Annotated in this window: 15 protein-coding genes and 1 tRNA gene; 8 read left to right on the plus strand and 8 right to left on the minus strand. The window is 66.3% G+C overall.

Annotated features, from left to right (window positions below; all coding sequences use genetic code 11):
* Positions 1-85: 85 nt before the first annotated feature.
* A complete protein-coding gene (gene purD, locus C8J26_RS01530; RefSeq protein WP_107956449.1) occupies positions 86-1,351 on the minus strand; it encodes a phosphoribosylamine--glycine ligase in 1,266 nt (421 codons plus the stop codon).
* On the opposite strand from purD, the gene xseA reads away from it, so the two are divergent.
* The 4 genes from xseA (at position 1,350) to C8J26_RS01550 (ending at position 7,113) form a co-directional block, all read left to right on the plus strand.
* A complete protein-coding gene (xseA, locus tag C8J26_RS01535) occupies positions 1,350-2,774 on the plus strand; it encodes an exodeoxyribonuclease VII large subunit (RefSeq protein ID WP_107956450.1) in 1,425 nt (474 codons plus the stop codon). The two genes, purD and xseA, sit on opposite strands and share 2 nt — an antisense overlap.
* A gap of 12 nt (positions 2,775-2,786) precedes the next feature.
* Positions 2,787-2,987 (plus strand): DUF2093 domain-containing protein, encoded by a 201-nt coding sequence (locus tag C8J26_RS01540; RefSeq protein WP_055881745.1) that lies wholly within the window; start codon positions 2,787-2,789, stop codon positions 2,985-2,987.
* Positions 2,984-3,823, plus strand: a complete 840-nt coding sequence (locus C8J26_RS01545; RefSeq protein WP_107956451.1) for a M23 family metallopeptidase — start codon at positions 2,984-2,986, stop codon at positions 3,821-3,823. The genes C8J26_RS01540 and C8J26_RS01545 overlap by 4 nt, the downstream gene beginning before the upstream one ends.
* Positions 3,824-4,155: 332 nt before the next feature.
* On the plus strand, positions 4,156-7,113 hold the full coding sequence (locus C8J26_RS01550) for a TonB-dependent receptor domain-containing protein (RefSeq protein WP_235516982.1): 2,958 nt from the start codon (positions 4,156-4,158) through the stop codon (positions 7,111-7,113).
* An 85-nt stretch (positions 7,114-7,198) separates the two neighbouring features.
* Here the strand turns inward: C8J26_RS01550 and clpB are convergent, their stop codons facing one another.
* Both clpB and C8J26_RS01560 read right to left on the minus strand, forming a co-directional pair.
* Positions 7,199-9,778, minus strand: a complete 2,580-nt coding sequence (gene clpB, locus C8J26_RS01555) for an ATP-dependent chaperone ClpB (RefSeq protein ID WP_107956452.1) — start codon at positions 9,776-9,778, stop codon at positions 7,199-7,201.
* A gap of 241 nt (positions 9,779-10,019) precedes the next feature.
* Positions 10,020-10,094, minus strand: a tRNA-Thr gene (locus C8J26_RS01560).
* 89 nt (positions 10,095-10,183) lie between these two features.
* On the opposite strand from C8J26_RS01560, the gene C8J26_RS20335 reads away from it, so the two are divergent.
* On the plus strand, positions 10,184-10,321 hold the full coding sequence (locus C8J26_RS20335; protein ID WP_167398759.1) for a hypothetical protein: 138 nt from the start codon (positions 10,184-10,186) through the stop codon (positions 10,319-10,321).
* Here the strand turns inward: C8J26_RS20335 and C8J26_RS01565 are convergent.
* Positions 10,314-12,122: an aminopeptidase P family protein gene (locus tag C8J26_RS01565; protein WP_107956453.1), complete on the minus strand. Its 1,809-nt coding sequence runs from the start codon at positions 12,120-12,122 to the stop codon at positions 10,314-10,316. The two genes, C8J26_RS20335 and C8J26_RS01565, sit on opposite strands and share 8 nt — an antisense overlap.
* Before the next feature lie 491 nt (positions 12,123-12,613).
* On the opposite strand from C8J26_RS01565, the gene C8J26_RS01570 reads away from it, so the two are divergent.
* Together C8J26_RS01570 and C8J26_RS01575 are read left to right on the plus strand one after the other, a co-directional pair.
* On the plus strand, positions 12,614-14,668 hold the full coding sequence (locus C8J26_RS01570; RefSeq protein WP_107956454.1) for a S9 family peptidase: 2,055 nt from the start codon (positions 12,614-12,616) through the stop codon (positions 14,666-14,668).
* The gene (locus tag C8J26_RS01575; protein ID WP_107956455.1) at positions 14,665-15,108 is read left to right on the plus strand and encodes an acyl-CoA thioesterase; all 444 of its coding nucleotides are present in this window, start codon (positions 14,665-14,667) and stop codon (positions 15,106-15,108) included. The genes C8J26_RS01570 and C8J26_RS01575 overlap by 4 nt, the downstream gene beginning before the upstream one ends.
* Before the next feature lie 100 nt (positions 15,109-15,208).
* Here the strand turns inward: C8J26_RS01575 and ppc are convergent, their stop codons facing one another.
* The 3 genes from ppc to C8J26_RS01590 all read right to left on the minus strand — a co-directional run bounded on the left by ppc (position 15,209) and on the right by C8J26_RS01590 (position 18,998).
* Complete coding sequence (gene ppc, locus C8J26_RS01580; protein ID WP_107956456.1) at positions 15,209-17,923, minus strand: phosphoenolpyruvate carboxylase; 2,715 nt, start codon at positions 17,921-17,923, stop codon at positions 15,209-15,211.
* Positions 17,924-18,013: 90 nt separating this feature from the next.
* On the minus strand, positions 18,014-18,406 hold the full coding sequence (locus C8J26_RS01585; protein WP_107956457.1) for an EF-hand domain-containing protein: 393 nt from the start codon (positions 18,404-18,406) through the stop codon (positions 18,014-18,016).
* Positions 18,407-18,431: 25 nt separating this feature from the next.
* The gene (locus C8J26_RS01590) at positions 18,432-18,998 is read right to left on the minus strand and encodes an HNH endonuclease (RefSeq protein ID WP_107956458.1); all 567 of its coding nucleotides are present in this window, start codon (positions 18,996-18,998) and stop codon (positions 18,432-18,434) included.
* 89 nt (positions 18,999-19,087) lie between these two features.
* Between C8J26_RS01590 and gluQRS the strand changes: the two genes are divergently transcribed.
* A complete protein-coding gene (gene gluQRS / locus C8J26_RS01595; RefSeq protein ID WP_107956459.1) occupies positions 19,088-19,912 on the plus strand; it encodes a tRNA glutamyl-Q(34) synthetase GluQRS in 825 nt (274 codons plus the stop codon).
* 25 nt (positions 19,913-19,937) lie between these two features.
* Here gluQRS and C8J26_RS01600 read toward each other — a convergent pair whose 3' ends face one another.
* Positions 19,938-20,288 (minus strand): DUF3147 family protein, encoded by a 351-nt coding sequence (locus C8J26_RS01600; protein ID WP_107956460.1) that lies wholly within the window; start codon positions 20,286-20,288, stop codon positions 19,938-19,940.
* Between the last annotated feature and the right edge of the window lie 38 nt (positions 20,289-20,326).

Genomic DNA, 20,326 nt, shown 5'->3' on the forward strand with positions numbered 1-20,326 from the left:
GCGCTGCGCGAGAAATGCGGCGAGAGCTAAATCGGGGGCCTCGTCGCGATAGAACGCGGCACGATCGGCTGACGGGCGGGCCGCGTCAGGACGCGCGCGCAATCTCGCGCCAGCCGATGTCGCGCCGATAGAAGCCTTCCGCGAAATCGATCGCGTCGACGCCGCGATAGGCGTTGGCCTGCGCCGCCGCCACGTCATCGCCGGTGGCGGTCACCGCCAGAACGCGACCGCCTGACGCGACCAGCCCGCCATCCTCGAACCGGGTGCCGGCGTGAAACACCGTGGCGCCAGCGGCCCGCGCCGAATCGAGGCCGATGATCGACCCACCCGCCTTGGGCGTCCCCGGATAGCCATCGGCCGCCATCACCACCGTCAAGGCGGTCTCATCGCTAAACGTCGCCGCGGGCATCTCGCCGAGCCGTCCCTCGGCCACCGCCAGCATCGTCGCAAGCAGATCGCCCTGAAAACGCATCACTAACACCTGCGTTTCTGGGTCGCCGAATCGCGCATTATATTCGATCAGCTTGGGGCCCTGCGGCGTAAGCATCAGCCCGGCATAGAGCACGCCGCTGAATGGCATGCCGTCTGCGGCCATCGCCGCCACGGTCGGCGCGACGATTTCGTCGATGGCGCGCTGTTCGAGCGCGGGCGTCAGGACTAGGGCGGGGCTGTATGCGCCCATGCCGCCGGTGTTCGGGCCGGTATCGCCTTCGCCGACGCGCTTGTGATCCTGCGCGGAGCCGAACGGCATCAGCGACACGCCATCGGTCAGGACAAAGAGGCTGGCCTCCTCGCCTTCCAGGAATTCCTCGATCACCGCCTCGGCTTCCCCGTCGGCGAACAGCGCATCGAGCGCCGCATCGGCTTCGGCCGCACTGAACGCGATGACGACGCCCTTGCCCGCCGCCAGCCCGTCCGCCTTGATGACGACCGGCAGCGAAAACGTGCGGGCGAGCGCGGTTTCAGCCTCTGCGCGACTCTTCACCCGGACATAGCCTGCGGTCGGAATCCCCGCGCGCTGACACAGATCCTTGGTGAAGCCCTTCGAGCCCTCCAGCTGCGCCGCAGCCCTGGAGGGCCCGAACACGGCAATGTCCGCGGCGCGCAATGTGTCGGCCAGCCCGTCGACCAGCGGCGCCTCAGGCCCGATCACGACCAGCCCGATCGCATGCTCGCGCACGAACGCGGTGACGGCGGCGTGATCCGTCGCATCCAGCGGGACGAGCGTCGCGAGTTGCGCGATCCCGGGGTTGCCCGGCGCGGCATACAGCGTATCGAGGCCGCGAGATTGCACCAGCTTCCACGCGAGCGCATGTTCGCGCCCCCCCGAGCCCAGCAGCAGGACGTTCATGCCCGATCCCTTTTCCGATGACGTGTCGAGTGACATGGGGCGGCTGGTAGCCGAGCCGGTCGCCGGCGACAACGCACTCGCCATGTCGGTCGGCGAACTCGCGTTCAAGCTGAAGCGGATGGTCGAGGGCGAATTCGGTCATGTCCGCCTGCGCGGCGAGATATCCGGCTGGAAACGCGTCGCCTCGGGGCATTGCTACATGTCGCTCAAGGACGACCAGGCAGTCATCGACGGCGTCATCTGGAAGGGCAATGCGTCGAGCCTCGCCTTCGTGCCGCAGGACGGCATCGAGGTGATTGCGACTGGTAAGCTCACCACCTATCCCGGCCGCTCGAAATATCAGATCGTCATCGAGCGGATGGAGCTGGCCGGCGCGGGCGCGCTGATGGCGCTGCTCGAGAAGCTCAAGGCGAAGCTCAGCGGCGAGGGGCTGTTCGACCGGGCGCGCAAGCAGCCGCTGCCGTTCATGCCGCGCGTGATCGGGGTCGTGACGTCGGGCACCGGCGCGGTGATCCGCGACATCCTCCACCGCCTGGAGGATCGCTGCCCGACGCACGTCATCGTCTGGCCGGTCAAGGTGCAGGGCGAGGGCTCCGCCGCGGAGATCGCCGCCGCGGTCGGCGGGTTCGACGCGATCGTCCCCGGCGGTCCGGTACCGCGCCCCGATCTCGTCATCGTCGCGCGCGGCGGCGGCTCGGTCGAGGATCTGTGGTCGTTCAACGAAGAGGTCGTGGTGCGTGCGGTCGCCGCCTGCACGATCCCGATCATTTCCGCGGTGGGCCACGAGACCGACACGACGCTGTGCGACTTCGCTGCCGACCTGCGTGCGCCGACGCCGACCGCGGCGGCCGAAATCGCGGTGCCGGTGCTTGCCGACCTGCGGCTGACGATCGACAGCCACCGCAATCGGACCGAACGCTGCGCCCGCCGCCATGTCGAGCGCGGTCGCGAGCGGCTCGACGCGCTGGCGCGGTTGCTGCCGAAGCGTGATCAGTTGCTCGGGCCGCAGCGCGAGCGCGCCGACGATTTCGGCCAGCGGCTCGATCGCGGGCTGGAGCGGCGTTTGACCATGGCACGCGCCAACCTCGATCGATCGGGAGCGGCACTCCGTCCGGCCACGCTCGATCGCAAGCTCGAGGCGAAACGCGCGCAGCTCAACGCGACGTGGCGGCTCGTCCAGTCGCTCAACCCCGACACGATCCTCGAACGTGGCTATGCCCGCGTCACCGTCCGCCCCGGTGGCGAAACGCTCGCCTCGGCCAAGTCGGCACAAGCGGCAGGCGCACTGACCCTTCACTTCCGCGATGGCGTCGTGGAGGTGGTGACGGATGCCGGCCTTGAGCGACCCGCCGCCAAAACCTATGCTGCCCCCAAGGCAAAGCCCGCGCCGGACGCCGCGGCCCGCCAGCCCACCCTTCTATAGAAGAGCCCGATCATGCTGATGTCCAACTCCGACCGCGCCGCTCGCCTCCATTATATGGCCAATGGTTTCCGCGTGCTCAGCCCGGGCGACCATGTCGCCTGCGCGGCGACCGGTCACCGCATCGCGCTCGAGGACCTACGCTACTGGAGCGTCGCGCGGCAGGAGGCCTATGCCACCGCCGCCGCCGCGAGCGAAGCGATGGCGCCACGATGATCCGGGCGGCGGTGCTCGCGCTGTTGGTCGCAACCAGCGCAACCGCCCAGCAAGCGCCGCCCCCGACCACCGCAAGCGCATCCGCATTACGCTGGACCGGCACGCTGAGCCAGGGCGGGTTGATCCTGGGTACGGCCCCCACCGGTACGCGCGCCCTCACGCTCGATGGCAAACCGATCGCGTTGTCGCCCGATGGCCGCTTCCTTGCCGGCTTCGACCGTGACGCCGGCCCGCAGGCGGTCCTCGCGGCGACATTGGTCGATGGCCGCATCGTCACGCAGCCGCTGACGATCGCGCTCCGGGCCTGGCGCATCGAGCGCCTGAACACGCTGCCGAAATTTCCCGCGCCCGACCCGGTCTTCGCCAGGCTGCGTCCGCCCGAACTCGCGCAGATCGTCGCCGCCCGCGCCCGCAACTCCGACGCGCAAGGCTGGCGACAAGCCTTCGCCTGGCCCGCCACCGGTCGCATCTCCGGGCTGTTCGGGGCGCAGCGCATCTACAAGGGCGAGCCCGGCAGCTATCATTCGGGAGCCGACATCGCCAAGCCGACCGGCGCGATCGTCACGGCGCCCGCCGACGGCGTCGTGATCCTGGCAGCCGATCACCCCTTCACGCTGGAGGGCAACCTGCTGATGCTCGACCACGGCATGGGGCTGAACAGCGCGTTCCTGCATCTGTCGCGGATCGACGTGAAGGTCGGCGATCACGTGACGCAGGGGCAGCCGATCGGTGCGGTCGGCATGACCGGCAGGGCGACTGGCCCGCATCTCCACTGGAGCCTGCGCTGGAACGACGCGAAGCTCGATCCGATGCTGGTGGCGGACGCGGTGCGGTAACCGCTCTGCCTGATTTTGTTACAACGTGGCGGTCGAGTGATTAAAAACAACGCATTCGTTGCCGCAGCAACCAGCGTTTGTGTCATTTCGGACACTATTTCTGTCCAAACCGCGCAACGTGACATGACGGATCTTTACACGAGAATGCCGTGGCTTCATCCCTGTGTCATATCTTCGGCACTCGTTTGACGATGGCCGAAGTGAATTCCGCAGTTGATCGTCAAAGCGGCAATTGCGGGCTGAAAAGGGGAATTCGCTTGGTTACCACGTCTCGTTTCACGTCCAGAGCTTTGCTGCTTGCCGCCGCGACGCCGCTGGCACTCGTCCTGTCCATGGCGCCCGGTTATGCGCAGGATGCGGCGCCAGCCGCCGGGTCGCCGGCTACCGCCGCCCCGCAGACGCCCGCTTCCGCAGATGAATCCGGGCAGGATATTGTCGTTACCGGTTCGATCATCCGCGGCACCGATCTCGGGATCTCGCCGACTACCACGCTGACCACCGAGAACCTCGACGCACGCGGTATCACCACTGTTCAGGCGGGCATCCAGGCTCTGTCGTCGAACAATGGTCCTGCGCTGACCAACTCGTTCACCGCAAACGGTGCTTTCGCAGCCGGCGCCTCGTCTGTCTCGCTGCGTGGCCTGTCGACCAACTCAACGCTCGTGCTGTTCGACGGCCTGCGCGCTGCCTATTATCCGCTGTCGGATGACGGTTCGCGTAACTTTGTCGATCTGAACACCATCCCCGACGACGTCGTCGAGCGTATCGACGTTTTGCGCGACGGTGCCTCGTCGAGCTACGGCGCCGACGCGATCGCCGGCGTGGTCAACGTGATCACCAAGCGCAAGTTCACCGGCATTTCCGGTCGCGCCGAAGCTGGGATCTCGCAGGATGGCGTCAACGCCAACCAGCGCCTCACGCTGACCGCTGGCACCGGCGATCTCGATGAGAAGGGCTACAACGCCTATATCAGCGGTTTCTATTACCGTACCGAAGGCGTGTACCAGCGCGACCTGCCCGCTCCGTTCAATTCGGATAACCTGACCGGTCTTTGCAGCAGCCGTACCGGCAGCCAGCAGTGCGGCCCGAACAATATCTCGAACGCTATTCAGCCAGATGGCACCCTCAACGGCTTCGCCATTGGCACGGCGAACTACTATGTTCGTCCCGCGAACGCTGCGAACACGGTGTCGACCGGCCGCTACCAGTTGCTCAACCCGGCTGCAGGCTGCCTCAACGGCACGCCGTACAATCCGACGGCTGCGCAGTTAGCTGCAAACGTAACGGCGCCGACCACGGTCTGCCAGGTCGACAACACCAACAAGTACGACATGGTGACGCCGAACAACGAGCGCTTCGGCGGTTCGGCACGCTTCACGGCGAAGGTAGGCGACAATTCGGAAGCGTACCTGATGGTAAACTTCCAGCAGTCGTCGAGCAACTACACGGGTCGTCCTGCCGTTATCCGCGGCAATGCGCCTGCCGGTATCCTCTTCCCGCAGTTCTCGACCTCGCAGGCTGCAACGCCTGCGCTCGCAGCCGGCTCGAGCATCCTGGCACTGCCGGTCTATGTCTGCGCTGCTCGCGTGAACTGCACCGCAGCCAACGGCACGCTTAACCCCAACAATCCGTTCGCAGCACAGAATCAGGTCGCTCGCCTCGTCGGTGCGCTGCCGGACACTGTGACGCAGAACGCGACACGCAGCCGCGTGTATCGTGCGGCCTTCGGCATGAAGGGCACCGTGCTCGACGATGTCGAATACGACTTCAACGCGACCGCGATGCATACCGACCTGCGTATCAAGACCAACGGCTATGTGTACATTCAGCATCTGCTCGACGTCATTGCCGACGGCAGCTACAACTTCGTCAACCCGGGTCTCAACACCCAGGCGGTGCGCGACTATCTGTCGCCTGAGAACATCACCGACACGACGTCGGATCTCTACCAGGCACAGCTGACGTTGCAGAAGTCGCTGGCCACGCTGCCCGGCGGCGACCTTCGCCTCGCGGTCGGTGGGTCGATCTTCTACGAAGCCGTCGATGCACCCAGCGCCAACGACGATTACAACGGCGCGACGCAGCGTTACTTCACGCTGAACGCGTTCGGCACCAAGGGTAATCGCACGGTCAGCTCGGCATTTGCCGAAATCAACGCGCCGATCCTGAGTGTGCTCACGCTCAACGGTTCGGGCCGCTACGATCATTACTCGACCGGCCAGAGCAACTTCTCGCCGAAGGTCGGCGCGATCTTCACGCCGGTCAGGGAGGTCACCGTCCGTGGTACCTATTCGCGCGGCTTCCGTATCCCGAGCTTCGGGGAGGCGAACGCGCTGCCGACGACGGGCTATGTGACGCAGTCGGTCAACGCGATCCCAAACGCGTTCCTCGCTCAGTACGGTGCTGGTTGTTCGCAGGCGACGCCAAACGGCTGCCCCGCGTACATCACGGCCTATTCGATCGGTCAGACGACGCTGGCATCGCCCAACCTGAAGCCTGAAAAGTCGCGCAGCTTCACCGGTGGCGTGAAGTTTGATCCGGTTCGCAACGTGTCGTTCACGGTCGATTACTACAACATCAAGAAGACTGGTGCGATCACGACCGCGAACAACGCCCCGGCGATCGCGGCCTATTATGCCGGGCAGGCCATCCCGACCGGGTTCGAGGTCATTGCCGACGCGGTTGACGTCAACAACCCGAACGCACGGCCGAAGATCGCATTCGTCCGCTCGCAGCTGATCAATGCCGACACGATCAATTCGTCGGGCATCGATTTCGGTATCAACGGTGCGTACGACTTCGGTCCGGTCAAGTGGACGTCCAACCTTAACGCCAGCTACATTCTCGAGCTGAGCACGACGGTCGACGGCGTGAAGCAGCGCTACGAAGGCACACTCGGCAACTTCAACCTGACGGCAGGTTCGGGCACGTTCGAGTGGAAGGGCAACTGGCTCAACACCTTCGACTTCGGCGACTTCGCGCTGAGCACGACGGTGAACTACACGTCAGGTTACGACCTGTCCGCCACCGATCAGGGTGACGCGTATAAGGATTGCGGGCAGGCACAGGTGTACACCGACTGCCACGTGAAGAAGTACATCACGGTCGATGCGAACGTGAACTTCAAGGTTACCGACCAGTTCAGCTTCTACGTCAACGCGCTGAACATCCTCAACGATCTGCCGCCGGTCGATACGGTCACCTATGGGGCCTATCTGTACAACGCCATCCAGGGCGGCGATGGCATCTTCGGTCGTCAGTTCCGCGCAGGCGCGAAGTTCAAGTTCTAAGCCTTAGTCACCTGCAAAAACGAGGGGCGGTTCTGAAAGGAGCCGCCCCCTTTTTGTTTGTGGAATCGACGGGCTCGCGTTGCCGTTAGGCGACTGCCAGGACCAGCTTGCCGTCGCCTTCGTCGACCCGGACGGTCGAGCCGTCCTTTACCTCGCCGCGCAGGATCATGTCGGCGAGCGGGTCTTGCAGATAGCGCTGGACCGCGCGCTTGAGCGGCCTTGCGCCGTAGACGGGGTCGTAGCCGACGCGGCCGAGCCACGCGCGTGCGGCTTCGGTGAGGTCGAGCGTGATCTTTCGGTCCGCGAGCAGCTTGTCGACGCGCGACACCTGGATGTCGACGATCGGCGCCATGTGCGACTGGCCGAGGCGGTGGAACAGGATCACCTCATCGAGACGATTGAGAAATTCCGGGCGGAAGTGCGACCGGACGATCTCCATCACCTGCGGCTCGACCGACGATACGTCGTCGCCCTCGGCCATGTTGGCGAGATACTGGCTGCCGAGATTGCTTGTCAGGATGATCAGCGTGTTGCTGAAATCTACCGTCCGCCCCTGGCCGTCGGTCAGGCGGCCGTCGTCGAGCACCTGCAACAGCACGTTAAACACGTCGCCATGCGCCTTCTCGACCTCGTCGAACAGAATCACCTGATACGGCCGCCGGCGGACCGCCTCGGTCAGCACGCCGCCCTCCTCATAGCCGACATAGCCGGGAGGCGCGCCGATCAGCCGTGCGACCGCGTGCTTTTCCATGAACTCGCTCATGTCGATGCGGACCATCGCCGACGGATCGTCGAACAGGAACTCGGCGAGCGCCTTGGTCAGCTCGGTCTTGCCGACGCCCGTTGGCCCCAAGAACAGGAAGCTGCCCAAGGGACGGTTGGGATCCTGTAGCCCCGCACGCGCACGACGGACCGCGGTCGAGACGGCCTTCACCGCATGCGCCTGGCCGATGACGCGTTTACCGATCGTCGCTTCCATCGCGAGCAGCTTGTCGCGCTCGCCTTGGAGCATCCGCTCGACCGGGATGCCCGTCCAGCGGCTGACGACGCCGGCGATGTCGTCCGCGGTGACCTCCTCGCGCAGCATCGCGCCCTTGGTCGCGCCCGCCGCCTCGTCGAGCTGGCGTTGCAGGCCGGGGATCGTGCCGTAGGAGAGCTCGCCCGCCTTTGCGAGATCGCCCGAGCGCTGCGCCTGATCGAGTTCGAGCCGCGCGGCGTCGAGCTGTTCCTTCAGCCGTGCCTCGGCATTGATCTTGTCCTTCTCGCCCTTCCAGCGTGTCGTCAGCTCGGCGGACTGCTCCTCAAGATTGACGAGATCGCCCTCGAGCGTGTCGAGCCGGTCGACCGACGCGTCGTCGGTCTCGCGCTTTAAAGCCTCGCGCTCGATTTTCAGCTGGATGATGCGGCGGTCGAGATTTTCGATCGCTTCGGGCTTCGATTCGACCTCCATACGGATCCGGCTCGCAGCCTCGTCCATCAGGTCGATCGCCTTGTCGGGGAGGAAGCGGTCGGTGATGTAGCGGTTGGACAGCGTCGAGGCAGCGACGATCGCGCCGTCGGTGATCCGGACGCCGTGGTGGAGCTCGTATTTCTCCTTGAGGCCGCGGAGGATCGAAATCGTGTCCTCGACCGTCGGTTCGCCGACCATGACCGGCTGGAACCGGCGCTGGAGGGCGGGATCCTTTTCGACATATTTCCGGTATTCGTCGAGCGTGGTCGCGCCGACGCAGTGGAGCTCGCCGCGCGCAAGGGCTGGCTTGAGCAGGTTGCCCGCGTCCATCGCGCCTTCGGATTTGCCCGCGCCGATCAGCTGATGCATCTCGTCGATGAACAGGATGACGTCGCCCTCGGCGGCCTTGACCTCGTCGAGCACGCCCTTCAGCCGCTCCTCGAACTCGCCGCGATACTTTGCGCCCGCGATCAGGCTGCCCATGTCGAGCGACATGAGACGGCGGTCCTTGAGCGTGTCGGGGACGTCGCCATTGGCGATGCGCAGCGCCAACCCCTCGGCGATCGCGGTCTTGCCGACGCCGGGTTCGCCGATCAGCGCGGGGTTGTTCTTGGTGCGGCGCGCGAGGATCTGGATCGTGCGGCGGATCTCCTCGTCGCGGCCGATCACGGGGTCGAGCTTGCCGTCGCGTGCCGCCTGGGTCAGGTCGCGCGCGAATTTCTTGAGTGCGTCATAGCGGTCCTCGGCGCCCGCGGTGTCGGCGGTGCGGCCCTGGCGGACGGTGTTGATCGCGGTGTTGAGCTCTTCGGGGGTGACGCCGCCGGCCTTCAGCGCCTTGCCCGCGGCGGTGTTGAGCGACAGAGCGAGCGCGACGAGCAGCCGTTCGACGGTGACGAAGCTGTCGCCCGCCTTGGTCGCGATCTGTTCGGCCTGGTCGAGCACGCGCACCGCGTCGTTGTCGATGCCCGGCGTGGTCTGCGCGCCCGAGCCCGAGACGACGGGAATCTTGGCGAGTGCTAGATCGGTTTCCGACGTCGCGCGCTTGGCGTCGCCGCCTGCCGCCTTGATCAGCCCGGCGGCCATGCCCTGCTCGTCTTCGAGCAGCGCCTTCAGCAGATGCTCGGGGGCGATCCGCTGGTGGTTCATACGGATCGCGACGGTCTGCGCGGACTGGAGAAAGCCTTTCGCGCGGTCGGTGAATTTGTCGATGTTCATGACGAATCCCTGTGGATTTGCTCGGTGTTGCCCAAAAGATGGTGTTGTATTTGGGCAACACAAGAGGCGGCGCGGCTGCAGCATGGAGTGCCGGCGGCGAAGTTACAAATCTCGCGCACCGCAACCAGCGCAAGCCGTCGTCCGCGTAGCGCCTACTCGGGGTGGTGTCTGGTGGGGAGGTGGGTGCCCTCCGCATCGCGCTTTCATCAAAGCGTCCGATGCGGAGGCACAACCAAAAAACTGGTGCTGCCGGTGAGGATTGAACTCACGACCTCAGCCTTACCAAGGATGCGCTCTACCACTGAGCTACGGCAGCACTCGCTGGCATCGCTGCCGGCGGAGAGGGGCTAAGAGACGAGGGCGGGACGATTGTCAAGGCATCCCGCCAGGATGTAGGGCGGATTTATGGATGATCGGGATCGAAAGGCGGCAGAGAAGGCCGAACGCATGGCCGCCGCGCTGCGCGAGAACCTGCGACGCCGGAAGGCGCAGGCGCGGGCAGCGAGTGCCGCGCCTGCCACTGAGGACGAGCCGCTCAAGTAAGCGGTGCGCATTTGGCGGCGAGCCAGGCGCGATCCGCCTCGTCGGTCATTTCCGGGGTCAGGACCGCCAGCACCTTTGCGTGATAGTCGTCGACCCAGGCGCGCTCCTGCGGCGTCAGCAGCGAGGGCTCGATCAGCGTGCGTTCGATCGGGCAGAAGGTGAGCGTCTCGAAGCCCAGCATTTCCCGGTCGGCGCCCGGGATCGTGCGCGGTTCGATCAGGATCAGGTTCTCGATGCGGATGCCGTATTCGCCCGCCTTGTAATAGCCGGGTTCGTTGGACAGCATCATGCCGGCACGCAAAGGCTCCAGCGCCGCGCCGCCGGGATAGTTGGGCGCGGCGATACGCTGAGGCCCCTCATGGACCGCGAGATAGGCGCCGATGCCGTGGCCGGTGCCGTGCGCGAAATCGAGCCCGGCCTCCCATAGCGGTCGGCGCGCGAAGGCATCGATCTGCCCACCCATCGTGCCGTCGGGAAAGACCGCGGTGGCGATCGCGATGTGGCCCTTCAGGACGCGCGTGAAGCGGTCGCGCATTTCGGGCGTCGGTGCGCCGATCGGCATGACTCGGGTCACGTCGGTGGTGCCGTCGGCATATTGGCCGCCCGAATCGATCAGATAGAGTTGGCCCGGCTCGATCGGCGCGCTCGATTCCTCGGTGACGTGGTAGTGCGGGATCGCGCCGTGTGGACCGGTCGCGGAGATCGTGTCGAACGACGTGCCCTTGAGGACGCCGGTCTCTTCGCGGAACGCCAGCAGGCGTGCGGCGGCGCTCAGTTCGGTCTGTCCGCCCTTGATGCATTCGATCTCGACCCAGCGCAGGAACCGCGCGAGCGCCGCGCCGTCGCGCGCCGATGCCGCACGGTGGCCACCGATCTCGACCGGGTTCTTGATCGCCTTGGCGAGCACGACGGGATCGCGGAGCTGCAGTGTCCTGGCGCCACCCGCCTGCAACGCCTGCGTAATCGCGGCGACGGTGCGCTCGGGATCGGCGGCGACCCGCTTGCCCGCATAGCCTCCGAGCGCGGCGGCGAAGGCGGTGCGGTCGTGGAGGCGCACCGCGTTGCCGAGATGCTGGCGCACGCTGTCGTCGATCTTGTCGGGCGCGACGAACAGGTCGGTCGTGCCGTCCGCGGCCACGATCGCATAGGACAGTGCGACGGGGGTGTGGTCGACGTCGCCGCCGCGGACGTTGAGCGCCCATGCGATCGAATCGAGCGCGGTGAGGACCACCGCGTCGGCCTTGTGATCGGCGAGCCAGTCGGCGATCGCGGCGCGCTTCTCGGCAGACGAGGCGCCGGTGAACTGGTCGGGCTGGACGGTCAGCGGCGCGGGCGACGGGGCGGGACGGTCAGTCCAGATCACATCGACCGGATTGGCGTCGACCGCGACGAGCGTGGCGCCGCGATCGGCGAGCGCGGCGGCGGCGGCGGCGACCCAGGTTCCGGTGTGCAGCCACGCGTCGTAGCCGATCCGGCCGCCGTCCGGCGCGTGCTGGCCGAGCCATGCGGCGGGGCTGGTCTGGGGAACGTCGGCATAGTCCCAATGCGCGCCGTCGACCTGCTCGCGCACCTGGATCGTGTAGCGGCCATCGGTGAAGATCGCGGCGCGGTCGGCGAGGACGACGGCGGTGCCGGCGGATCCGCCGAAGCCGGTGAGCCAGCCGAGCCGCTGCGCGTAGCCGCCGACATATTCGCTCATGTGCTCGTCTGTCAGCGGGATGACGAAACCGTCGAGATTATCGGTGGTTAGCTGGGCGCGGAGGGCGGCGAGGCGGGCAGCGGGGCGGGCGTTCGGGGTCATCGGTTCAGGCTCTCGTCAAAAGTGAAGTAGAGAAAGTGCAGACGCTCGCGCGGGTGTGGTGCGCGCTCGATATGGCCTCTGCAGCGGGGGGCGGCGGCGGAGATGCGGGGGCGGATCTGACTGTTTTGGGCCATGCAGGGGGTTTTGGCAGAAAGGGGATGGGTAGGACAGCGGGCTTGGGCGCGCGCAGTCTAGCCGGTGAACTCTCCCCACCCCCACCTCCCCGGCGGAGGCCGGGGCCCAGTTGGGGGACGTTGCTAACTGGGGGCATCGCGTCGTTACTGCGGCCTTCCCAACTGGGCCCCGGCCTTCGCCGGGGTGGTGGACTGCTCGGGTGGTGGAATGATCGAGCGTTGTACTACAATTCTTGTTCTCCCGCGAAGGCGGGAGCCCAGACTGGGTCCCCGCCTTCGCGGGGAAACATTGGAGTGGGGCCTCCACCCAATGGGACGAGCGTTGGCTTCCACCCTTCGCACGGCTAACACATCGGCATGACCACTCCCCCTATCGCCGACCAGCGACCGCATAGCTTCACCACGCACGGCGTGACGATCGAGGATCCCTATGCGTGGCTGAAGGATCCGAACTATCCGGAGGTCGATGACGAAGACGTGCTGGCGTATCTCAAGGCCGAGAACGCGTATTTCGAAGAGCAGATGGCGCCGCATACCGCGCTGGTCGACACGATCTACGAAGAGATGAAGGCGCGCATCAAGGAGGACGAATCCTCGGTGCCGCAGAAGGATGGCGATTGGCTGTACTGGACCGCGTACGAGACCGGCGGGCAGTATAAGAAATGGTGGCGCAAGCCCGTTGCGGGCGGGGACGACGAGCTGTTGCTCGACGAGCCGGCGCTGGCGGAGGGGCATGAGTATTTCCGGCTCGGCGCGTTTTCGGTCAGCAATGACGGGCGGTATCTTGCCTATGCGATCGACGATAACGGGAGTGAAAGGTTCGAGGTTCGGGTCAAGGACCTGGATACCGGCGAGCATCTGCCCGACGTGATCCCGGGGATGCTCAGCGAGATTGTGTGGACCGCGGACGATGCGGGCTTCCTCTACGGTCTGGCGAACGAGCAGTGGCGGACGGACAATGCACGCTTCCACCGGTTGGGGACGCCGATCAGCGACGACGTCGTGCTGTTCCACGAGGAGGACGAGGGCTTCCGCGTCGGCGTCGGTGAGACGAGTTCGCGCAAGTGGATCGTGATCGCGACGAGCGACCATGTGACGAGCGAGATCTACCTTCTGCCCGCGCATGAGCCTTTGGCGGTGCCGATCCTTGTGTCCGCGCGGAAGGTCGGGCGCGAATATGACGTGGACGAGCATGACGGGACGCTGTTCATCCACACCAACGACGCCGACCCGAATTTCCGGCTGTGCACCGCACTGGTCGAGGAGCCGGGCGCGTGGAGCGAGCTGATCCCGGCGTCGCCGCATTTCTACATGACGGGGGTGGAGTGCTATCAGGACTTCTTCGTGGTCGATGGGCGCGAGGACGGGCTCGATCAGATCGCGATCCACCGGTACGAGACGCCGACCGAGGGCAAGCGGATCGACTTCCCCGAGGCGAGCTATGTCGCGGGGCTGGGCGACAACCCTGAGTATGACATGACCGTGCTGCGGCTTGGGTATGAGTCGATGGTCACGCCGGGGACGGTGTATGATTACGACGTGGATACCGGTGAGCGGACGATGCTCAAGGTGCAGGAGATCCCGAGCGGCTACGACGCGGCGAGCTATGCGACCGAGCGGCTGAAGATCGTCGCGCGGGACGGGACCGAGATTCCGGTGTCGATCGTGTATCCGGCCGGGTTCGTGCGCGACGGCTCGGCGCCGTTGTTCCTCTATGCCTATGGCGCGTATGGCTATGCGATCCCGCCGGGCTTCTCGACGGGCCGCATGAGCCTGCTCGATCGCGGCTTTGCCTATGCGATCGCGCATATCCGCGGCGGCGATGACCTTGGCCAGCAATGGTATCTCGACGGCAAGCTGGAGAAGCGCGCGAACACGTTCAACGATTTCGTCGATGTGGCCAAGGCGCTGGTCGACGCGCAGTGGACGTCGGCGGGCAGGATCGCGATCGCGGGGCGCTCGGCGGGCGGCGAGCTGATGGGGGCGGTGGTCAATTCGGATCCCGAACTCTGGGGCGCGGTGATCGCCGATGTGCCGTTCGTCGACGTGCTCAATACGATGCTCGACGCCGAGCTGCCGCTGACGCCGGGCGAATGGCCCGAATGGGGCAATCCGATCGAGGACAAGGCGGCGTTCGAGTTGATCCGGTCGTATTCGCCGTACGACAACGTCAAGGCGCAGGCCTATCCGCCGATGTTCATTAGCGGAGGGCTGAACGATCCGCGGGTGACCTATTGGGAGCCCGCGAAATGGGCGGCCAAGCTGCGGCTGATGAAGACCGACGACAACGTCCTGCTGCTCAAGACCAACATGGGCGCGGGGCATGGCGGCAAGTCGGGGCGGTTCGAGTCGCTGCGCGAGGGCGCGGAGGAGCATGCGTTCGTGCTGTGGCAGCTGGGCGTGGCGGGATGAGCCGGTTCACGCTCTCGATCACCGCCGAGGACGGGGATATCGACGAGCTCGGGCATGTGAACAATGCGGTGTGGGTGCAGTGGATCCAGGCCATCGCCACCGCGCATTGGGAAGCGGTCGCCCCGCCTGCGCACAAGCTGGCCTATGTCTGGGTCGTGACGCGGCATGAGATCGACTATCGCGGGAGTGTGGTCGCGGGGGAGACCGTCATGGGCGAGACGTGGGTCGAGGGTGGGCCCAAGGGGGCTCGGTTCGATCGGCATGTGCGGTTCGTCGGGGATGACGGGCGGGTGAAGCTCGAGGCGGTGACGACCTGGGCTTTGCTCGATCGCGCGACGGGGCGGCTGATGCGGGTCCGCGAGGATATCGCCGCGCCGTTTTATGATGATCCCTCTCCCCTTCGGGGAGAGGGAGGGAGCGACGCAGTCGCGGAAGGGTGAGGGGTGTTGGGATGGGCGTCCCTAGCCTCATGCCCCTCTCCCTTCCCACCGCAAGTGCGGCGGGCCCCTTCCCTCTCCCCGGAGGGGCGAGGGAGCAGTTTTAGCCGCTGTTGCGTAGCGCGGTGGCGATCGCGTTGATCGAGAGGAGGATGCCTTCGCCGATGCGGGGGTCGTCCTCGCCGGCGCGGCGGCGTTTGATGAGTTCGATCTGGAGGAGGTTGAGCGGCTCGATATAGGGGAGGCGGAGGCGGATCGAGGCGTCGAGCGCGGGGTGCTTTTCGAGCAGGCGCGACTGGCCGGTGACCTGCAGAAGCCCGTCATGCGTCTGGTGCCAGCCGTCGCGGATCGTCGTGAAGATCTCGCGGAGTGTATCGTCCTCGACCAGCCCGGCGTAGCGTTCGGCGATGCCGATGTCGGACTTGGCGAGCACCATTTCGAGGTTGGCGAGCGCGGAGGCGAAGAGCGGCCAGCCTTGCGCCATGTCCTTCAGCAGCGCCTTGTCCTCGAAATCGGCGATCGCGCGGCCGACGCCGTACCAGCCGGGCAGCATGACTCGCGCCTGTGCCCAGCTGAAGACCCAGGGGATCGCGCGGAGGTCTTCGATTCGATCGGACTTGGTGCGGCTGGCGGGACGGCTGCCGATCTTGAGCCCGGCGATCTCGGCGATCGGCGTCATCTGGCGGAAGAAGGTGCTGAAGCCCTCCGTCCCGTAGACCAAGTCGCGGTAGCTGTGGAACGCGGTGGCGCTGAGCGTGTCCATCGCCGCGGAGAAGCTGGCATTGTCGGCGTTGGAGAGGCGTTCGGGCTCGAGGCTGGCGAGCAGCGTGGCCGAGGCGATCGCCTCGAGATTGGTCATCGCGGCGTCGCGCGTGCCGTATTTGGCGGCGATCACCTCGCCCTGTTCGGTGATGCGGATGCGGCCCTGGACGGTGCCGGGCGGCTGCGCGCGGATCGCGCGGAACGCCGAGCCACCGCCGCGTCCGACCGCGCCGCCGCGGCCGTGGAACAGCTGCATGCCGACGCCCGCCGCCGCGAACACCGGCTTGAGCGCGGTCGAGGCTTTCGAGAGCTGCCAGGTGGAGGTGAGATACCCGCCATCCTTGTTGCTGTCCGAATAGCCGATCATCACTTCCTGATGCCCGCGCGCGGTCGAGATGGTGGCGATTTCGGGGAGCGCGAACCACGCGGTCATGACGCCGGGAGCGGCTTCGAGATCGCCGATCGTCTCGAACAGCGGGACCGCCATGATCGCGGCGGTCGGGGTTTCGGCACCCATCAAAGTATTACTTTGATGGGACCCTGTACCGCCGGGGCGGTAGAGGCCGACTTCCTTAAGCAGCAGATTGACCTCGAGCAGGTCGCTGACCGACTGCGCCATCGAGACGATGTAGTTGGTGATGCACGCGGGGCCATAGGCGGCATGCGCGTCGGCGGCGGCCTGGACGATCGCGAGTTCGCCTGCGGTTTCGTCTGTGTATGCGGCGAAGCGCGAGGTGAGCGGGCGTGCGTTGGCGAGTTCGCGGCGGAGGAGGGCGACGCGCGCGTCTTCGTCGAGCGCGAGGTAATCGCCCTCGACGCCCGCGACGTTGAGCAGTTCGGCGACGACGCGTTCGTGGACGGCGCTGTTCTGGCGGAGGTCCAAGGTGGCGAGGTGGAAGCCGAACGTCTCGACCGCGCGGATCAGCCGGCCGAGCGCGCCGCCGGTCTTCAGCGCCGAGCCGAGGCCGTGCGCGAGCGTGACGAGATCGGCGCGGAACTCGGCTGGGCTGGCATAGGGTTCGCCGGTGAGACGGCCGGGGCGGGGCGACGGCTTGCCGGTCAGCGTCTCGTGCGTGGCGGCGAGGCGCGCGTAGATGCCTGAGAGCGCGCGGCGATAGGGTTCGTCGCTGCGGCTGGCGGCGTTGTCGCCGCTGGCGTCGGCGAGCGCCTGCACCGCGGCATCGGCGGGGGCGTGTTCGGTCGAGATCGACAGCTCGGCGCCGAGCGCGTGGACTGCCTCGCAATAATAGCCGAGCACTGCTTCGCTCGCCTTCGACAGCGCGGTGCGGAGCGAGTCGGCGGTGACGTAGGGGTTGCCGTCGCGGTCGCCGCCGATCCAGCTGCCGGGGCGCAGGAAGCTGGGGGTGCGTTCGCCGAGTGCGCGGTCCCAGCGCTGGTAGAGCGCGGGGAGCGCGGGGAGGAATACGTCGCGCAGGTAGCTGAGCGCGGTGTCGACCTCGTCGGTGACGTAGAGCCGGTCGCGGCGCAGGACGCGCGTCTGCCAGAGGAGCGCGATCTGGCGTAGGATGGCGTCGTCGACGCTGTCGCCATCGGGGGTCGTGTCGCGGCCGAGATCGCGCAGGCCCATCAGCTCGGCGATGCGGTTGCGGTGGTCGATCATGCTCTTGCGGCGGACTTCGGTCGGGTGCGCGGTGAGCACGGGGGCGATCAGCGCGTGATCGAGCAAGGCACGGATCTGCGTGCGGTCGATGCCTTCGGATTCGAGCTGGGCGATCGCGGAGGCGAGGTCGGCGCCGTCCTCCGCGGCGATTCCCTGGCGATCCTCGGCGAGATTGGCGAGCATCGAGAACAGCATGAAGCCGCGGACGAAGTCGAGCGTCTCGTCGAGGCTGAGCTTTTCGAGGCTGAGATCGACCGCGCGATCGTCGCCGGGCTTGCCCTCGGAGGCGTCGCGGTGGCGCTCGACCGAGGCCTTGCGGATCGTCTCGGTGGCCTCGAACAATCGCTCGCCGCCATAGGCGCGGATGACGTCGCCGAGCAGTTTGCCGAGGAAGCGGATGTCGGAATTGTTCGCGATTGCGGGAAGACTAGCCATGATTCCCTGCTGCGCTGCGGCAGGGATCAGGTCAACCTCGTACGGCAGATTTGTCGCGCGGGAGCGCCTCCGTGCGAAAGATAATTTCGCTTATTGGCGCTTGCGCGACTCCGCGCGCTCTTCGGACGTGACGGTGCCGTCGTGGTTCAGGTCCATCCGGTCGAACCAGGCGAGCGTGCCTTCGCTCCACTCGATCGCGGTGATGACACCGTCCTTGTTGCGGTCGAACGCCTTGATCCGCGCGTTGGGCGAAGGCAGCTCGTCCTTGGTGACGCGATCATCGGCGTTGCGATCGAGCGTGCGGAAGCGGCGTTCCATGCTGGCGCCGAAATCGAGCCGCGACGTCACCGACGGCGGCACGAAACCCACCGCATTGGCATCGGCCTGGGCGCGCTGCGCATCCTTGTCGCCACAGGCAGACAGCAGTGCGCTCGACAGTATTAGCCCTGTCGCAGCAAAAGCTGCCCCGAGTCCGATCCGCATAGTATCTCCCGTTGATGAAAAGCCCTCAGGCTTCGAGTTCAACGTCCCAATACAGCCAGTCGTGCCATGTGTCGTGCAGGTAGTTGGGCGGGAAGCTGCGGCCGTGTTCCTGCAAGTGCCAGTTGGTCGGGCGGATTGGTTCGATATGGAGCGGCATCGCTGCCTGTTTGGGCGTGCGCCCGCCCTTTTTGAGGTTGCAGGGGGAGCAGGCGGTGACGACGTTCTCCCATGTGGTGCGACCGCCTTGCGCGCGCGGTACGACATGGTCGAAGGTGAGATCGCGCAGCTTGCCGCAATATTGGCAGGTGAACCGGTCGCGCAGGAACAGGTTGAAGCGGGTAAAGGCGGGAAATTGCGACGGTCGGACGAACTGCTTGAGCGCGATCACCGAGGGCAGTTTCAGCGCGAAATTGGCGCTGCGGACTTCGCGTTCGTAGGTGGCGACGATGTCGACACGGTCGAGGAACACCGCCTTGATCGCGGTTTGCCACGGCCAGACGCTGAGGGGATAGTAAGAAAGCGGCGTGTAATCGGCATTCAGCACGAGCGCCGGACAACCATCCGGGTGGCGTATCAGGTCGGGGTGAAACACGGCTCCTCCCACTCAGGCTTCGCGAAACGCCCTATGGACGACAGCGATGACAAGGACATGACAGCACGGCGCATGGCGTCAGGTCAAGCATCGTGACCGTTATCACGCGGTTCGCGCCCAGCCCGACGGGGCGGTTGCACGAGGGCCATGCGGTGTCGGCGATCCGCGCGCACGACTTTGCACGCGACCGCGCCGGGCAGTTCGTCCTGCGGATCGAGGATATCGACGGGACGCGGAGCCGGCCCGAATTCGTCGCCGGCATTATCGAGGATCTGGCGTGGCTTGGGCTGCGCTGGGATGCGCTGGTGTTCCAGTCGGCGCGGTTGGCGACTTACGACGCGGCGCTGGAGACGCTGAAGACTCGGGGGCTGGTCTATCCGTGTTTCTGCACGCGCGCCGAGATCGCAGCGAGCGCGTCGGCGCCGCAGGGCGACATCGGGCCAGCCTATCCGGGGACGTGTCGGGGGCTTTCGGCCGAGGCGATCGCGGCACGGACGGATGCGCGGTGCTGGCGCCTGGATATGGGCAAGGCGCTGGCGGAAACGGGCGCGCTGGCGTGGCATGATGCCGAGGCAGGCCGCGTCGTCGCCGATCCTATGCAGCAGGGGGACGTGGTGCTGGCGCGCAAGGATGCGCCGGCGAGCTATCACCTCGCGGTGACGATCGACGATGCCGCGCAAGGCGTGACCGACGTGGTGCGCGGGGTGGATCTGTTCGCGGCGACGCACGTGCACCGGGTGTTGCAGGCGCTGCTTGGGTTGCCGGTGCCGACCTATCATCATCATCCCCTGGTGGTGGACGCGGAAGGGCGGCGGCTGGCGAAGCGGGACGGGGCGCCGGCGCTGGCGGCGATGCGCGCGGCCGGAGAGGACGGGCTGGCGCTCGCGGCCCGGGTGCGGCAGCGACTGCTGTAGCAACGCGGCGGGGGCGGTTACGCTGCTACAGCTGGATCCCGAGGCGTGGCGCGGCCCAGGTCATCGCCGCGTAGAGCCCGATCGTCAGCATGCAGCCCGCAAGCAGCGACAGCCAGAACGGCACGCCGTGACGGAGCATCATCGGGATCAGCAGGAACATCGGCAGCGAAGGCAGCACGTACCAGAAGGTGGCGCCGGCGTGCGCGGCCATCGTTCGCGGGTCCGGCTTGTCGTGCCAGAGCCAGATCATGCCGAGGACCGAAACGAGCGGCAGCGAGGCGACCAGCGCACCGACGCCGGGATAGCGCTTGGCGATCTCCGATGCCGCGGCGATCAGGATGCCCGAGATCAGGGCTTTCAGCGTCAGGTATAACATAGGGTATTTGCGCGCATCAGGCGGTCCCTCACAATATG

Source organism: Sphingomonas aurantiaca (assembly GCF_003050705.1).
Taxonomy (GTDB): Bacteria; Pseudomonadota; Alphaproteobacteria; order Sphingomonadales; family Sphingomonadaceae; genus Sphingomonas; species Sphingomonas aurantiaca.

Coding starts and splice junctions, on each gene's coding strand:
- clpB (WP_107956452.1), bottom strand. CDS start 9,778: ATGAACATCGACAAATTCACCGACCGCGCGAAAGGCTTTCTCCAGTCC.
- C8J26_RS01540 (WP_055881745.1), top strand. CDS start 2,787: ATGCTGATGTCCAACTCCGACCGCGCCGCTCGCCTCCATTATATGGCC.
- C8J26_RS01565 (WP_107956453.1), bottom strand. CDS start 12,122: ATGACCCCGAACGCCCGCCCCGCTGCCCGCCTCGCCGCCCTCCGCGCC.
- ppc (WP_107956456.1), bottom strand. CDS start 17,923: ATGGCTAGTCTTCCCGCAATCGCGAACAATTCCGACATCCGCTTCCTC.
- xseA (WP_107956450.1), top strand. CDS start 1,350: ATGCCCGATCCCTTTTCCGATGACGTGTCGAGTGACATGGGGCGGCTG.
- C8J26_RS01545 (WP_107956451.1), top strand. CDS start 2,984: ATGATCCGGGCGGCGGTGCTCGCGCTGTTGGTCGCAACCAGCGCAACC.
- C8J26_RS01550 (WP_235516982.1), top strand. CDS start 4,156: ATGGCGCCCGGTTATGCGCAGGATGCGGCGCCAGCCGCCGGGTCGCCG.
- C8J26_RS20335 (WP_167398759.1), top strand. CDS start 10,184: ATGGATGATCGGGATCGAAAGGCGGCAGAGAAGGCCGAACGCATGGCC.
- C8J26_RS01575 (WP_107956455.1), top strand. CDS start 14,665: ATGAGCCGGTTCACGCTCTCGATCACCGCCGAGGACGGGGATATCGAC.
- C8J26_RS01600 (WP_107956460.1), bottom strand. CDS start 20,288: ATGTTATACCTGACGCTGAAAGCCCTGATCTCGGGCATCCTGATCGCC.
- purD (WP_107956449.1), bottom strand. CDS start 1,351: ATGAACGTCCTGCTGCTGGGCTCGGGGGGGCGCGAACATGCGCTCGCG.
- C8J26_RS01570 (WP_107956454.1), top strand. CDS start 12,614: ATGACCACTCCCCCTATCGCCGACCAGCGACCGCATAGCTTCACCACG.
- C8J26_RS01585 (WP_107956457.1), bottom strand. CDS start 18,406: ATGCGGATCGGACTCGGGGCAGCTTTTGCTGCGACAGGGCTAATACTG.